Consider the following 14,634-nt stretch of genomic DNA (forward strand, 5'->3'; position numbering starts at 1 on the left):
AGCGAAGCGGAGGGACCCAGACTGCGGGTCGCCTTTTCTTTGGTGACTTTCTTTTGGCGAAGCAAAAGAAAGTTACTGGCCGCCGGGCCACTCCCGGCCAGCAGTCCTCAGCAGAGGAGGCCACCGGCGGGTTAGCCTCAACCAGCCATCAAACGCTCAATCTCACCCCCATCAACGGGCACACCGCGCGTCATCAACTCACAGCCCTTGGTAGTGACCAAGGCATCGTCCTCAATCCGTATCCCGATATTCCAGAACTCCTTGGGAACGTTCTTCCCAGGGCGGACATAGAGCCCGGGCTCTATGGTCATCACCATGCCCGGCCGCAGGATGCGCGAGGGCTTGCGCATGATGGGCTGGTTCATGGCGTCTTTGTCGGGGCGGGGTTTGCTGCCGGGTTCGGTGTAGTCGCCGCAGTCGTGCACGTCCATGCCCATCCAGTGGCTGGTGCGGTGCATGTAAAACTGGCGATACGCGCCGGACTCGAGCACGTCGTCGACCTTGCCGTGTTTGGCCTTGGCCAGCAGGCCGGTGTCGAGCATGCCCTGGGCCAGCACGCGCAGCGCGGCCTCGTGCGGGTCGTTAAAGCGCTTGCCGGGTTTGGTGGCTTTCACCGCGGCGTACTGGGACTCCACCACGATGTCATACAGCCTGCGCTGGGCCGGCGTGAAGGTGCCGCCGGCCGGGAAGGTGCGGGTGATGTCGCTGGCATAACCGTCGAGTTCGCAGCCGGCGTCTATCAGGCACAGCTCGCCGGCCTTGAGTTCGGCGTCGCCGGCGCGGTAGTGCAGCACGCAGGCATTGGCGCCTGCCGCCACGATGCTGGTGTAGGCCGGGAACTGCGAGCCGTGGCGGCGGAACTCGTGCAGCAGCTCGGCTTCCAGGTGGTATTCGCGCAGGCCGCCCTTGACGGGATTGCGCAGCATGGCCGCCGAGGCCTGCATGGCCCGCACATGCGCGCCGGCTGAAATTTTTCCGGCGCGGCGCAGGATGGCGATCTCGTGGCTGTCCTTGAAGAGGCGCATCTCGTCGAGCACGCCGCACAGGTCGTTGCGGCTTTGCGGGCATTCGTCGCCCAGGCGTACGCGGGCGCGCACCTTGTCCAGCCAGCCGTCCACGCGCGCGTCCAGGCCCTCGTGCGTGGCAAACGGGAACCACACCGACTTCCTGTTGGCCAGCAGGGCCGGCATCTGCGCGTCCAGCGCCTCGGTGCTGAAGGCCGCGTCCACGCCCAGCCGGGCCGGCGCGGCCTTGGGGCCCAGGCGTATGCCGTCCCAGATCTCGCGCTCCAGGTCCTTGGGGCGGCAAAACAGCGTGGTCTTGCCGCTGGCGTCTATCACCAGCCAGCTGTCGGGTTCGTCAAAGCCTGTCAGGTAATAAAAATAGCTGTCATGCCGGTACGGAAAGTCGGTGTCGCGGTTGCGCGGGTACTCGCGCGCGGTTGGCAGCAGGGCGATGCCTCCGCCGGCCGCCTTGAGTGCGCGGGCCACGGCGGCACGGCGTTTCTGGTAAATCGTGGTGGTGCTCATGGTGGGCTGCGCTTTTTGGTTGTTGCTCAGTGTGTGGTGCTTGCCTGGTTCAGCTCATCCAGCCGGGCCGGCGTGCCCACGTCGGTCCAGGGGCCGGGGTACAGCTGGGCGCTGACCTGGCCATTGTCCATCGCCGCGCGCAGCAGCGGCGCCAGTGGGGCTTTCAGGCCCTGCGGGTTGCCGAAGGGCATCGTGTCGAAGAATTCCCGGCGATACAGGCCTATGGTGCTGTAGGTGAACTTGGGCTCAGCGCTGTCTTTGGGCAGGTTCAGTGCCAGGCCGTCAGCGCCCAGGCCGAAATCGCCTTTGGGGTTGTGGGGCGGGTTGGGCACCAGCCAGAGATGCGCCAGCCTATCGCCGGCGGTGAAACGGTCTACCGCGGCCCGCGTGAATTCAAAGCCCGGCACAAACACATCGCCGGCCAGCAGCCAGAACACCTCGCCCAGCAGCGGTAGCGCGCGCGCGATGCCGCCGGCGGTTTCCAGCGCGCCGCCGAAATCGACGCCTTCGTGTGAATAGGTAATAGACAACTGCGGCCCGCGGCCTGGCTGGTTGAAATGGCTTTCAATTTGCTCGCCGAGCCAGGCGGTGTTGATCACCAGGTCGGTAAAGCCGCCGCGCGCCAATGCCTCGGCATGCCAGTCAATCAGCGGCTTGCCGCGCACCTTGAGCAGGGGTTTGGGCGTGCTGTCGGTCAGCGGGCGCATGCGTTCGCCGCGGCCGGCGGCCATGATCATGGCTTTGATGGCGGGGCCGCTCACTGCGTATCCCCGCGGTCCAGCGAGCGCTGTTCGGTCCATTCCGGGTTGAAGCGCCGCACCAGCGCGTCCATCAGGCTGCGCGCCCGGGCCGAGTGGTCGCCGCCGAAGTTGCAGACGTACACGTCCAGCGTCACGGCTTTTTGCTCGGGCCAGGTATGCACGCAGACATGCGATTCGGCCAGCAACACCGTGGCGGTGATGCCGCCCGGGCCGTGTTCGGTGTCGGGGAAGGTGTGGAACAGCTGGTTGACGGCCTGCAGGCCGGTGGCCTGCACCGCCTGCACGCACCAGTCGCCCAGGCGGGCGGCGTCGGTGAGCCAGGCGGGATCGCAGCGGCATTTGTAAAGGTCGGCGGTCAGGTGTAGGCCTTGCATCCCCCGACTTTAGACGATGGCAGGCCTCGTTCTGGCGGTAACTTGGTTCCATATCCCGCCAAATCCCCCGGCCGGGGCCAGACGGTAAAATACCGGGTTACCCCTGATCTTTTCCCCTCCGGAGCAGCCTACATGGCAAACACGCAAATGATGGCGAATGCGATACGCGCACTCGCAATGGACGCCGTACAACAAGCCAATTCCGGACATCCCGGCGCCCCCATGGGCATGGCCGACATGGCCGTCGCCCTCTGGGGCAGCCACCTCAAGCACAGCCCGCACAACCCCAACTGGTTCGACCGCGACCGTTTTGTGCTCTCCAACGGCCACGGCTCCATGCTGATTTACGCCGTGCTGCACCTGACCGGTTACAAACTGCCGATCGGCGAACTGAAGAACTTCCGCCAGCTGCACAGCAAAACCCCCGGCCACCCTGAATATGGTTACACCCCCGGCGTGGAAACCACCACCGGCCCGCTGGGCCAGGGCCTGACCAATGCGGTCGGCATGGCGCTGGCTGAAAAGCTGCTGGCCAAGGAATTCAACCGCGAAGGCCACAGCGTCGTCGACCACAACACCTATGTGTTCATGGGCGACGGCTGCCTGATGGAAGGCATCAGCCACGAGGCTGCGGCCCTGGCCGGCGCCTGGAAACTCAACAAGCTGATCGCGCTCTACGACGACAACGGCATTTCGATCGACGGCCAGGTCGCGCCCTGGTTCATCGACAACACCGCCGTGCGTTTTGCCGCCTACGGCTGGAACGTGCTGGGCCCTATTGACGGCCACGACGCCGAGCTGGTCTCGCAGGCCATCGAAGGCGCAAAAAAATCGAACGACAAGCCCACGCTGATCATCTGCAAGACCCACATCGGCAAGGGCTCGCCGAACCGCGCCAACACTGCCAAGGCCCACGGCGAGCCGCTGGGCGCCGAGGAAATCAAGCTCACGCGCGAAGCCCTGAACTGGCCTTACGCGCCGTTTGAAGTGCCCAAGGAAACCTACGACGCCTGGGACGCCAAGGCCAAGGGCCTGGCCGCCGAGGCTGCCTGGGACGCGAAATTCGCCGCCTACAAGGCCGCCCATCCCGAACTCGCCGCCGAACTGGTCCGCCGCATGAAGGGCGAGCTGCCCAAGGCTTTCGCACAGCTCGCGGTCGACACCGTCATTGGCGCGCACACCAAGGCCGAAACCGTGGCTTCGCGCAAGGCCTCGCAGCTCGCGCTCGAAGCCTTCACCGCCGGCCTGCCCGAGATGCTGGGCGGCTCGGCCGACCTGACCGGCTCCAACCTGACCAACACCAAGTCCACGCCCAGCCTGCGTTTTGACATGAACGGCGAGGTCGTGCTGACGGCCAACGCCGAGGGCGTGAGCGCCATAGGCCGCCACATCAACTACGGCGTGCGCGAATTCGGCATGGCCGCCATCATGAACGGGATCGCGCTGCACGGCGGCTACATCCCCTACGGCGGCACCTTCCTGACCTTCAGCGACTACAGCCGCAATGCCATCCGCATGGCCGCGCTGATGAAGCTGCGCGTGGTCCATGTGTTCACCCACGACTCCATAGGCCTGGGCGAAGACGGCCCGACGCACCAGTCGATCGAGCACGCCGCCAGCCTGCGCCTGATTCCCAACCTGGACGTCTGGCGTCCGGGCGACACGGCCGAAACGGCCGTCGCCTGGGCCGTCGCGCTTGAGAACAAAAACAAGCCGACCGCCCTGCTGCTGAGCCGCCAGAACCTGCCCTACGCGCCCAAGAAAGACCTCGGCAACATCAGCCGCGGCGCCTACGTGCTGGCCGATCCCGCCGAAGTGGGTCTCACCAAAAAGGCCCAGGCCGTGATCATCGCCACCGGCTCCGAAGTGCAGCTGGCGCTCAAGGCCCAGGAACTGCTGGCCGCCCACAAGATCGCCGTGCGTGTGGTCTCCATGCCCAGCACCACCACCTTCGACAAACAGAAGACCGCCTACAAGAGCGAAGTGCTGCCCGAGGGCATCCCCCGCATCGCGGTGGAAATGGGCGTGACCGACGGCTGGTGGAAATACGGCTGCGCGGCCGTGGTCGGCATCGACAGCTACGGCGAGTCCGCCCCCGCGCCCGTGCTGTTCAAGCACTTTGGCTTCACCGCCGAGAACGTCGCCGACACCGTGCGCACGGTGCTGCGCAAGTAAGCGCGGCCCGCCGATCCAATCCGAATTTCAACTTCCAGGAGCAACAGAAAATGACGATCAAACTTGGTATCAATGGTTTTGGCCGGATCGGCCGCAACGTGTTCCGCTCGGCGATCAAGAGCTTTGGCGACATCGAAATCGTCGGCATCAACGACCTGCTCGAGCCCGACTACCTGGCTTACATGCTGAAGTACGACTCGGTGCATGGCCGCTTCGAGGGCGAGGTGTCCGTCGACGGCAACACCCTGATCGTCAACGGCAAGAAGATCCGCCTGACGCAGGAACGCGACCCCGCCAACCTCAAGTGGGGCGACATCGGCGCCACCGTGGTGCTGGAATCCACGGGCCTCTTCCTGGACAAAGCCTCCGGCGAGAAGCACCTGGCCGCCGGCGCGAAGAAGGTCATCTTCTCGGCGCCGTCGAAAGACGACACCCCGATGTTCGTCTTCGGCGTCAACGACAAGACCTACAAGGGCGAGGCCATCATCTCCAACGCCAGCTGCACCACCAACTGCCTGGCGCCCGTCGCCAAGGTGCTGAACGACAAGTGGGGCATCAAGCGCGGCCTGATGACCACGGTGCACGCCGCCACCGCCACGCAAAAAACCGTGGATGGCCCCAGCAACAAGGACTGGCGCGGCGGCCGCGGTATCCTGGAAAACATCATTCCTTCTTCCACCGGCGCGGCCAAGGCCGTGGGCGTGGTGATTCCCGAGCTCAACAAGAAGCTGACCGGCATGTCCTTCCGCGTGCCGACCTCCGACGTGTCGGTGGTCGACCTGACCTGCGAACTCAACAAGGAAGCCACGCTGAAGGAAATCTGCGCCGAGATGAAGGCGCAAAGCCAGGGCGCGCTCAAGGGCATCCTGGGTTACACCGAAGACAAGGTGGTTGCCACCGATTTCCGCGGCGAAACCTGCACCAGCGTGTTTGACGCCGACGCCAGCATCGCGCTGGACGGCACCTTCGTCAAGGTGGTCGCCTGGTACGACAACGAATGGGGCTACTCCAACAAGTGCCTGGAAATGGTGCGCGTCGTTTCGAAGTAATTCGCCGCAGCTCCAATGAGAAGCGCCTTCGGGCGCTTTTTTTTCGGCTTCGCACATCAAAAGCCCGCGGGCGGTCAATGTCCGTTGACCCACACCCGGCCAGCCCGTATGGTCCCCGCATGCCGCGCCCATGCCGCGCGGCGCAAGGGAGGAATGACCATGGCGCAGCAGCCGTTCAGGGATTGGCTTGTCCAGAAAAGCTGGGTACAGGGCGTGTATTACAGCAAGGCGGTGGCCTGGCTGTTGCCGCCGGCGGCGCTCGCCGCCGACGCGACTTACTTCAGCATCGCGCAGCAGCACTGGCCGCCGGGCGTGGCCGGCCTGCTGGCCTGGCAGCTCACGGCCGAGTTGTTCTTTATCGCGGTGATCCTGGCGGACCGCTTCCTGCCGCGGCTGCGCGGCCAGGAAAGCGCGCTCAACGCCGCCTGCGCCGGCGCCATGCTGCTGGCCACCTGGATAGGTGCCGTGCATGGCGCGATGTGGGGCGATTTATCCATCTATGCCGCGGGCGCGACCTTTGTCGCGGCCGTCATGTGCACGCCCAGCCCGGTGCGCAAACCCATGTACCTGCTGAGCTTTGCGGCGCTGGGCCTGGCCGCCGCCCTGCGCGGGCACGTGGGCCTGGAGCTCCTGGCCGTGCTGGTCAACCCGTTTTGCATCCTGGTGCTGTGCGTGGCGCTCGACAAGCTCATGCTGGCGCGCAATGCCGAGCTGTACACCGAGATGCAGCGCGCCGAGAGCGAATGCGCGCGCGCCGACAAGGTGCTGTACAACGTGCTGCCGGCCTCCATCGCCGATGAACTCAAGCGCGAGGACAAGGTCAACGCGGTGAAGTTCGACAACATGGGCGTGCTGTTTGCCGACATCGCTGGCTTTACGAGTTTTTCGCGCACCTTGCCGCCGGACGCGCTGGTGCTGGTGCTGAACCAGATCTTTTCTGCTTTTGACGGCCTGGTGGAAAAGTACGGGCTGGAAAAGATCAAGACCATAGGCGATGCCTACATGGTGGTGGCGCATCACCGGCTCGACAGCCTGGGGCGGCTGGCGCTGGACATGGGCGAGGCCTTACGGCGCTACAACGTCGCCAACGGCACGCGGCTGGCCATGCGCATAGGCATGCATACCGGGCCCGCGGTGGCGGGGGTGATAGGCGTCAAGCGTTTTCTCTACGACGTCTGGGGCGACACGGTCAATGTGGCCAGCCGCATGGAGGCCAGCGGCGAGCCGGGTGCCGTCCACGTCAGCGAGGCGGTCTACCTGCAGACGCGGCAGCACTTTGCCTTTGCCGCGCGCGAACCCATAGAGCTCAAGGGCCGGGGCCGCATGGCGACCTACTGGCTGCTGGGGCCGGTGCTGGAGGCAGGCCCGAAAGCAGGGCGGCGCGACACGCCAGAAACCCTCGCGGCTTAGCGGCCCAGCAGCTCAGCCGGCAGCGACAGGCCGGGCCGTTCGTCGTCCCAGGCCATGGCACTCATCTTCCAGCCTTCAGGTGTCTTGATGAACTGCGTGGAGATCACGCCGCGCGCCTCGAAAGCCTTGCCGCCCTGCGTGCCGGCCTTGCCGTAGGCGCTGTAGCGGTGCGCGATATTGCCGAAGATCTGCGTGGTTTCCGACAGCTCCCATTCCTTGAAGCGTGTCAGCGCGCCGCTGTCCACCAGGGCCTGGCGCGGCGCGATGAATTCGGCGACGCTGGAGATCTCGGGCGTGGACGCCGTGTTCTTGATCAACAGGCCGGTGGCGATGAAAAGGCCGTGGATGTCTTTGTAGGCCGGCTTGTCGCCGGGCTCAAACGACACCGCGCGGAAGAACCGGGTGCTCAAGCTATCAAGCTCCTGCTTCACGGCAGTGTGGCTGGGGTCTTTGTCCATGCGGGCTCCTTCAGGATGCCGCAGTGTAGAAGTTTGCGGCAAATCCTGCAGGCGGCGGGGATACCGAACGGGTGTCTCTTTTCCGCGGATTTTTACAAGAACCGCGGAGGCAGGGCGGCGGCGAACGCCGCCCTGTACTCAGCCGCCGGCTGGCTTTTCTTCCCGCCCGCCTGGGTGACGCGCAAAGCGTGCCGGCTCACGGCCATGCACCGGCGCATCGTCGGCAAACGACCAGCCGCCGAACTGCGTGCGCCGGTAGTCGGCCATGGTCTGGGCGATCTCGGCCTGCGTGTTCATCACGAACGGCCCGTACTGCACCACCGGCTCGCCGATGGGCTTGCCCTGCAGCAACAAAAACTCTGCCTCTCCGGCGCCGGTGTTGTGCAGCGCCACGGCCTCGCCGGCGCGCAGCTCCAGCGCCGCATGCTGGTCAAGCTGCCGGCCGGCGACTTCAATGGACGTGCCTTTGAAGAAATACAGCATACGGCGCGTGTCGTCGCCGCCTGCCGCGGGCAGCTCCCAACGGGCGCCCGGCGCCATGCGTATCGTCCAGATCGCCACGTCGGCGTCGGCCTGCGCCGCCCAGGAGTCCGGCGGCGGCGGCAGGGGCGCACCGGCGCCCGCCAGCCGGCCCGCCACCACGGCGACTTCGGTCGTGCGGCCCTCGGCATCGGTGGCCGTCAGGCGCGGAATATCCTGCCCCCAGAACATGGTGAAGTGCGGCTCGCTCATCTTGCTGCGCGCCGGCAGGTTCAGCCAGATCTGGAACAGCTCCAGCGGGTTGTCATTCTTTTCGTCCAGCAGCGGGAACATCTCGGCATGCACGATGCCCTTGCCGGCGGTAAGCCATTGCGCGTCGCCCCGGCCGAAGCGCGCGGTCGCGCCCAGCGAGTCGGAGTGGTCGATCAGGCCCTTGCGCACCACTGTCACGGTTTCAAAGCCGCGGTGCGGGTGTGGGGGAAAGCCGGGGACTTTTTCGCCGTGGTACATGCTCCAGCCGTCCTTGCGGCTGAAGTCCTGGCCGATGTCGCGCCCGGCCAGCGAAGCGTCCGGGCCCATCTGCGCATTGGCGCGGGGGTAGGCGTCGTCGTGATAGGCGCAAAAGAGAAAGGGGTCGATGGTGGCCCACGGGAAGCCGAGCGGCTTGGCCTCGAGGATAGGACTGGCAGCGGACGGGGTAGCGAAACTGGCGGTGGAATCGGCAGGCATGGCGAGGCCTTTCTGGCGTGGGATTTTCAAAGAGACCATATGGGGCCGGCTGCCCTTGCTTCAAGCACGCCGCCGGCCCGGCGGCGGTGGCGGTGGCCGCCCGCCGTGTTCCCAAGCCTGCTCAGGCCTTGAGCTTCCAGCCCGTGCGGAAGATCCACCACACCACGCCCAGGCACAGCGCCAGAAAGCCCAGGATGGCCAGCACGCTGAGGCCCACATTGACATCGGCCACGCCGTAAAAGCTCCAGCGGAAGCCGCTGATCAGGTAGACCACCGGGTTGAACAGCGCGATCTTCTGCCACAGCGGCGGCAGCATGTTGATGGCGTAAAACGCGCCGCCCAGAAAGGTCAGCGGCGTCACCACCATCAGCGGCACGACCTGCAGCTTCTGGAAGTTGTCGGCCCACAGCCCGATGATGAAACCGAACAGGCTGAAGGTCAGCGCGGTCAGCAGCAAAAAGCACAGCATCCAGAATGGGTGGGCGATCTCATAGGGCACGAACAGCCGCGCCGTCGCCAGGATCAAGAGGCCCAGCATGACGGACTTGCTCGCCGCGGCGCCCACATAACCCATCACCACCTCCATGGAGGACACCGGCGCCGACAGCAGCTCGTAAATCGTGCCCGACCATTTCGGCATGTAGATGCCGAAGGCGGCATTGGAGATGCTCTCGTTGAGCAGCGACAGCATGACCAGGCCGGGGATGATGAAGGCGCCGTAGCGTATGCCCTCGATGTCGCCCATGCGCGAGCCGATGGCGGCCCCGAATACCACGAAGTAGAGCGAGGTGGAGATCACCGGCGAGGCGATGGACTGCATCAGCGTGCGGAAGGTGCGCGCCATTTCAAAGCGGTAGATCGCGCGGATGGCGTGCCAGTTCATGCGGCTTCCTTCTGGGTGGCGGGTTGGCCGGCATGCACCAGGCTCACAAAAATGTCCTCGAGCGAACTCTCGCTCGAGTGCAGGTCCTTGAAGTCAATGCCGAGTTCGGCCAGCTGCTTGAGCAACGCCGCGATGCCGGTTTCCTCGGTCTGCGAGTCGAAGGTGTAGACCAGGGTGTGGCCCTCCTGGGCCAGTTCCAGCGGCAGCCCGGCCAGCGCGGCCGGAATGTCTTGCAGCGGTGTCTGCAGCTGCAGGCTCAGCTGTTTCTTGCCGAGCTTGCGCATCAGCACGGTTTTATCTTCGACCAGGATCAGCTCGCCCTTGTTGATCACGCCTATGCGGTCGGCCATTTCCTCGGCCTCCTCGATGTAGTGCGTGGTCAGGATGATGCTCACGCCGCTGTCCCGCAGGTCGCGCACCATTTGCCACATGCCCTTGCGCAGTTCGACGTCGACGCCTGCGCTGGGTTCGTCCAGGAACAGGATGGTCGGCTCGTGCGACAGCGCCTTGGCGATCAGCACCCGGCGCTTCATGCCGCCCGAGAGCGTCATGATCTTGCTGTCCTTCTTGTCCCACAGGGAGAGGTCGCGCAGCACTTTTTCGATATAGGCCGGGTTGGGCGCCCTGCCGTACAGGCCGCGGCTGAAACTCACGGTGGACCACACGGTTTCAAAGGCGTCGGTCGACAACTCCTGCGGCACCAGGCCTATCTTGGCGCGGGCGGCCCGGTAGTCGCGCACGATGTCGTGGCCGTCGGCGGTCACCGTGCCCGAGCTGGGCCTGACGATGCCGCAGATGATGCTGATCAGGGTGGTCTTGCCCGCGCCGTTGGGACCCAGCAGCGCGAGAATCTCGCCGCGGCGTATCTCCAGGTCCACGGACTTGAGCGCATGAAAGCCCGAGGCGTAGGTTTTACTGAGTTGCTGTATGGAAATGATGGGATTGGCTTGCACGCGGCATCCTGATGAAAGTGGCACCGGAAGACTGGTGCCAGAAGAGACCCGGATCATTCTATAGAGCGCGGGTGAAAAATGCCTGCCAGGGGTTTTCAGCCCGGCGCGGCCGTTTGTGAGGGTGCGCTGCCGCTGATTCGGGACAGGCTGTCGTGGGCCCGTCCTACAGCCTGCGCGGCCGTCCATGGCTAACTTGGGCACTCATCCTGTTGTCTGCATCAGAAATGATTCTTTCAAGGCAGCCAGGCATACGGCAACCGCTGCGCGGTTTCCGGATGTTTGTGCTCCGGCGAAAGCGTTGTGGCTGGTATCGGTTTCATGCACATGGTCCGTAAAAAAAACAGTTTACGGTCAGGTCCTGTTGACAGGCCCTGGGAACGAACTGTTGGCGCACGCTATCCGTGCGAATTTCTCACCAAGGACCTTTTATGAAATACCCTCTGCTTTTAGCTGCACTTGCCGGCACGCTGGCCCTGAGCGCCTGTGAACGTACGGTTGTCGCGCCGCCCGCCGCCGTTGTCACCGTTCCCGGCCCCGCCGGTCCTGCTGGCGCCACCGGCGCTGCCGGTACCGATGGTGCCAAAGGCGCCACGGGCGCGGGCGTGGGCATTCCAGGCCCGACCGGCGCCACCGGCGCGACAGGTGCAACCGGCTCCACCGGTTATGAAGGCGCTACGGGTGCCACGGGCGCAACCGGTGCCACCGGCAATACCGGAAGAACCGGCCAAACCGGCCAGACCGGTGACACGGTCGTGATCGTTCCCGCACCGGCCCGTTAAGTCGCCAACAGCTTGTAGGCTGCACAGGCCGGCGCATGCGCCAAGCGTTCGCCGGCCCTTGTTGATTCCGCGGCGGATCACGCGGCCGCAGCGGCCCGCAATGCGGGAAAAGGCTCGCGCCAGGCCGGCAGTTCGTTGAGCTGCGAATGCCAGCGCCGGATTTCCGGAAAGGCCTGCAGCGGCAGCCCGGTCTTGCCCGCATAGGGCAAGGTGATGGCCACCGCGAAGTCGGCCACGGTCAATGCATTACCCACGAGGTAGTCGCGCCCTGTGAGGTGCGCCTCCAGTACACCAGCGTAGCGTTCGAAGTCCGGCGTCACCCTGGCGATCTCGGCCGGGTCGGCTTCGCTGCGCAAAAAGCGCGGCTTGATGATGTGCTCGAAATAAAACGTGGCGGCGGCCGGCGCGAACTCGGTCGCGTCCCACATCAGCCAGCGCAGCACCTCGATGCGACGTTCGTCCCGCGGCCACAAATCCGAGCCGGCTTTTTCGGCCAGGTGGCACATGATGGCGTTGGATTCCCACAGCACCAGCTCGCCGTCGACCAGCACCGGCACCTTGGCATTCGGGTTCATCGCGCGGAATTCCGGCGTGCGGTGTTCGCCTTTTTCCAGCGTGACGTGGATGAACTCCACGGGCAGCTTCAAGTGCCTGGCGACCGCGCAGGCCTTTCGCGGGTTCAGCGTGTCCGAGTAATAAAGCTTCATGGGCTTTTCCATCCTCTGTGTTTTACGCCGCCATGCGCGGCAGGTCGGACCATACCGGCCTGACTTCTATGGTCGCGGCGCGGGCCATGGGGTGGCCGGCCGCGATGTCGATGGCCTCCTCCATGCCGGCGCATTCAATCAGCCCGTAGGCCGCCATTTTTTCCGCGCTGTCGGTGAAGGGGCCGCTGCTCACTTTGCGTTTGCCGCCGCGCACCCGCACCGTCATCGCGTCGCCGGGCGGGCGCAGCGGGTTGCCGTGCTGGAGGATGCCGCGGCCCTGCATGTCGCGGACCCAGGCGCCTATCTCGGCAACCAGCGCCGGCGTGGGCGCGAAGGCCGCGTCGTGGCAGATGATCAAAAGGAACTGCATGTGCCGCCGCCTCAAGGCATGGGCAGCGGCTTGATCACCATCCATGACACGCCGAAGCGGTCGACCACCATGCCGAAAGACGAGGCGAAAAAAGTCTTGTCCATAGGCATCTCCACCTTGCCGCCGTCGCCCAGCGCCTTGAAGAGGCGCTGGGCCTCTGCGTCGCTGGCCGCCGTCAGCGACAGCGAAAAGCCCTTGAACTCGGGTTTGCCGCTCTCCATGCCGTCGGAAGCCATGACCTCGGTCTCGCCGATCTTGAAGCTCGCGTGCATGATGTTCTCGCCGGGGATGGCGCCGCCGCCGGGGCCGCAGCCTTCAGTCATGGGTTCGGGGTTTTCCTTGAAGCGCATCATCATCGTGACTTGCGCGCCCAAGGTCTTTTGGTAGAACGCGATGGCCTCTTCGCAGCGGCCGTTGAAAAACAGGTAGGACTGGACCAGCATGATGGGCTCCTTGGTGGGTTGGTAAAGGGATGGGGTGGGTTTGTTTCAGGCCTCTTCAGGCCCTGTCGTAGGCTTCCTTGAGGTCCTTGATATTGATCTTGCGCATCTTGAGCATGGCGCTCATGGCGGCGCCGGCCTTGGCCGGGTTTTTGTCGCCCAGCATTTCGCCGAGCGCCGTCGGGATGATCTGCCAGGACAGGCCGAACTTGTCCTGCACCCAGCCGCACTGGTTGGGCGCGCCGCCGGCCGAGAGCTTGTCCCAGAGCTCGTCCACCTCCTCCTGCGTCTTGCAGTCCACGAACAGCGAAATTGCCGGCGTGAAGCTGAAATGCGGGCCGCCGTTCAGCGCCATGAATTCCTGGCCTTCGAGCTCGAAGCTGCCGGTCATGACCGAACCCTCCGGCCCCGGGCCTTCCTTGCCGTAACGCCTGAGCATGGTGATCTTCGAGTTCTTGAAGATGGAGATATAGAAGTTCATGGCCTCCTCGGCCTGGTCGTTGAACCACAGGAAGGGGGTGATCTTTTGCATGCTCGGGTTCCTTGTAAGAGCGGTTTCACAGGGGAAATCCAGGATTCGGGGTCTTGCGCGGTGGCCCAATCAGCAGTATTGTGTACACCGTCCACAAAAGAATAGCAAAGATAATGAACGCTGTCCACATAAATAAGTAACAAGCCATGTCGAGCGCGCCCCAGATACCGCCACCCCGCAGCACCTACCGCCACGGGGACTTGCGGCGCGCCCTGCTGGACGCCGCCGTGGAGCTGGCCCGCGCGGGCGGGCCCGAGGCCGTGGTGCTGCGCGAAGCCACGCGCCGCGCGGGTGTTGCGCCCAATGCCGCGTATCGCCATTTCGACAACCGCCAGGCACTGCTCTATGCGGTGCGCTCCGCCGCGCTGGCGGCCGTGGCCCGCGCCATGGAGGCCGAGCTGGCCGCCCTGCCGCCGGATTTATCGCCCGCCGAATTCGCCCGCGCCAGCCTGCGCGCGGTCGGCACCGGCTACCTGCGTTTTGCGCAGGCCGAAAGCGGGCTGTTTCGCACGGCCTTCGGCCCTTCGGATGACTTGAAGGAAAGGGCCCAGGGCACGCCCGCGGACAGCGAGCGCAAAGGCCAAAGCGGGCTGGACCCTTTTGAGCTGCTGGGCGCCGCCATCGACAAGCTGGTGGGCGCGGGCCTGCTGCCGCCCGAGCGCCGCCCCGGCGCGGAGTTCCTCGCCTGGTCGGCGGTGCACGGCCTGGCCATGCTGGTGGTGGACGGCCCGCTGGGCCCGCTCATAGGCCCGCAGATGCAGCAGATTGGCCAGCGCGTGATTGATATGGTGGAAAAAGGTCTGTGCGGGCAGTAGGCCTGTCCGGCCGGCCGGGCTGCTTAGAAGTTGTGCTGAATGCCGACTCCGTAAGCCCGTATCACGTCGTTGGCGACACGGTTGTTGGGGTCGCTGCGGTCATAAAAGGCGTAGAGCGACGTGCGATTGCTCATCTTGTAGGAGTAGCCTGCCTGGAAGCGCTTGAGCTTGCCTGCCGGATCGCTCTGCA

The 14,634-nt window shown here is 65.0% G+C and carries 16 protein-coding genes; 5 read left to right on the top strand and 11 right to left on the bottom strand.

Features of this window, described 5'->3' with window-relative positions:
* Positions 1-137: 137 nt before the first annotated feature.
* From BLQ85_RS23725 to speD, 3 genes are read right to left on the bottom strand one after another with little or no spacing between them, the layout of a single operon-like run.
* Entirely contained in the window at positions 138-1,529 is a 1,392-nt protein-coding gene (locus BLQ85_RS23725; protein ID WP_074580433.1) for an aminopeptidase P N-terminal domain-containing protein, read from the bottom strand.
* A 26-nt stretch (positions 1,530-1,555) separates the two neighbouring features.
* Positions 1,556-2,266, bottom strand: a complete 711-nt coding sequence (gene murU / locus BLQ85_RS23730) for an N-acetylmuramate alpha-1-phosphate uridylyltransferase MurU (RefSeq protein ID WP_074580444.1) — start codon at positions 2,264-2,266, stop codon at positions 1,556-1,558.
* Between the two features lie 20 nt (positions 2,267-2,286).
* On the bottom strand, positions 2,287-2,664 hold the full coding sequence (speD, locus tag BLQ85_RS23735; RefSeq protein ID WP_007871879.1) for an adenosylmethionine decarboxylase: 378 nt from the start codon (positions 2,662-2,664) through the stop codon (positions 2,287-2,289).
* A 132-nt stretch (positions 2,665-2,796) separates the two neighbouring features.
* On the opposite strand from speD, the gene tkt reads away from it, so the two are divergent.
* The 3 genes from tkt (at position 2,797) to BLQ85_RS23750 (ending at position 7,298) form a co-directional block, all read left to right on the top strand.
* Positions 2,797-4,839, top strand: a complete 2,043-nt coding sequence (tkt, locus tag BLQ85_RS23740) for a transketolase (protein WP_074580434.1) — start codon at positions 2,797-2,799, stop codon at positions 4,837-4,839.
* A 50-nt stretch (positions 4,840-4,889) separates the two neighbouring features.
* Entirely contained in the window at positions 4,890-5,888 is a 999-nt protein-coding gene (gap, locus tag BLQ85_RS23745; RefSeq protein ID WP_074580435.1) for a type I glyceraldehyde-3-phosphate dehydrogenase, read from the top strand.
* A gap of 159 nt (positions 5,889-6,047) precedes the next feature.
* On the top strand, positions 6,048-7,298 hold the full coding sequence (locus BLQ85_RS23750; protein WP_175456192.1) for an adenylate/guanylate cyclase domain-containing protein: 1,251 nt from the start codon (positions 6,048-6,050) through the stop codon (positions 7,296-7,298).
* On the opposite strand, the gene BLQ85_RS23755 is transcribed toward BLQ85_RS23750, so the two are convergent.
* The 4 genes from BLQ85_RS23755 to BLQ85_RS23770 form a co-directional block, all read right to left on the bottom strand.
* Positions 7,295-7,756 carry a hypothetical protein gene (locus BLQ85_RS23755; RefSeq protein WP_074580437.1) on the bottom strand — a complete coding sequence of 154 codons (462 nt, stop codon included), beginning with the start codon at positions 7,754-7,756 and terminating at the stop codon, positions 7,295-7,297. The genes BLQ85_RS23750 and BLQ85_RS23755 overlap by 4 nt on opposite strands.
* 138 nt (positions 7,757-7,894) lie before the next feature.
* A complete protein-coding gene (locus tag BLQ85_RS23760; protein WP_074580445.1) occupies positions 7,895-8,965 on the bottom strand; it encodes a pirin family protein in 1,071 nt (356 codons plus the stop codon).
* Between the two features lie 121 nt (positions 8,966-9,086).
* Entirely contained in the window at positions 9,087-9,848 is a 762-nt protein-coding gene (locus BLQ85_RS23765) for an ABC transporter permease (RefSeq protein WP_007871861.1), read from the bottom strand.
* Positions 9,845-10,801: an ABC transporter ATP-binding protein gene (locus BLQ85_RS23770; protein ID WP_074580438.1), complete on the bottom strand. Its 957-nt coding sequence runs from the start codon at positions 10,799-10,801 to the stop codon at positions 9,845-9,847. The genes BLQ85_RS23765 and BLQ85_RS23770 overlap by 4 nt, the downstream gene beginning before the upstream one ends.
* 428 nt (positions 10,802-11,229) lie before the next feature.
* Here BLQ85_RS23770 and BLQ85_RS24935 point away from each other — a divergent pair, with 428 nt between their 5' ends.
* The gene (locus BLQ85_RS24935) at positions 11,230-11,580 is read left to right on the top strand and encodes a hypothetical protein (protein WP_074580439.1); all 351 of its coding nucleotides are present in this window, start codon (positions 11,230-11,232) and stop codon (positions 11,578-11,580) included.
* Positions 11,581-11,657: 77 nt separating this feature from the next.
* Here BLQ85_RS24935 and BLQ85_RS23780 read toward each other — a convergent pair whose 3' ends face one another.
* Genes BLQ85_RS23780 through BLQ85_RS23795 form a run of 4 tightly spaced genes read right to left on the bottom strand, consistent with a single transcriptional unit; the run spans position 11,658 to position 13,629 of the window.
* A complete protein-coding gene (locus tag BLQ85_RS23780) occupies positions 11,658-12,287 on the bottom strand; it encodes a glutathione S-transferase family protein (protein WP_074580446.1) in 630 nt (209 codons plus the stop codon).
* A gap of 22 nt (positions 12,288-12,309) precedes the next feature.
* A complete protein-coding gene (locus tag BLQ85_RS23785) occupies positions 12,310-12,657 on the bottom strand; it encodes a YciI family protein (RefSeq protein WP_074580440.1) in 348 nt (115 codons plus the stop codon).
* 11 nt (positions 12,658-12,668) lie between these two features.
* Complete coding sequence (locus BLQ85_RS23790) at positions 12,669-13,100, bottom strand: VOC family protein (RefSeq protein ID WP_074580441.1); 432 nt, start codon at positions 13,098-13,100, stop codon at positions 12,669-12,671.
* 55 nt (positions 13,101-13,155) lie between these two features.
* Entirely contained in the window at positions 13,156-13,629 is a 474-nt protein-coding gene (locus BLQ85_RS23795) for a VOC family protein (RefSeq protein ID WP_074580442.1), read from the bottom strand.
* A gap of 146 nt (positions 13,630-13,775) precedes the next feature.
* On the opposite strand from BLQ85_RS23795, the gene BLQ85_RS23800 reads away from it, so the two are divergent.
* The gene (locus BLQ85_RS23800) at positions 13,776-14,444 is read left to right on the top strand and encodes a TetR/AcrR family transcriptional regulator (protein ID WP_074580443.1); all 669 of its coding nucleotides are present in this window, start codon (positions 13,776-13,778) and stop codon (positions 14,442-14,444) included.
* Positions 14,445-14,634 lie beyond the last annotated feature (190 nt).

It is taken from the genome of Polaromonas sp. JS666 (genome assembly GCF_900103405.1).
In the GTDB taxonomy this organism is placed as follows: Bacteria; Pseudomonadota; Gammaproteobacteria; order Burkholderiales; family Burkholderiaceae_C; genus Polaromonas.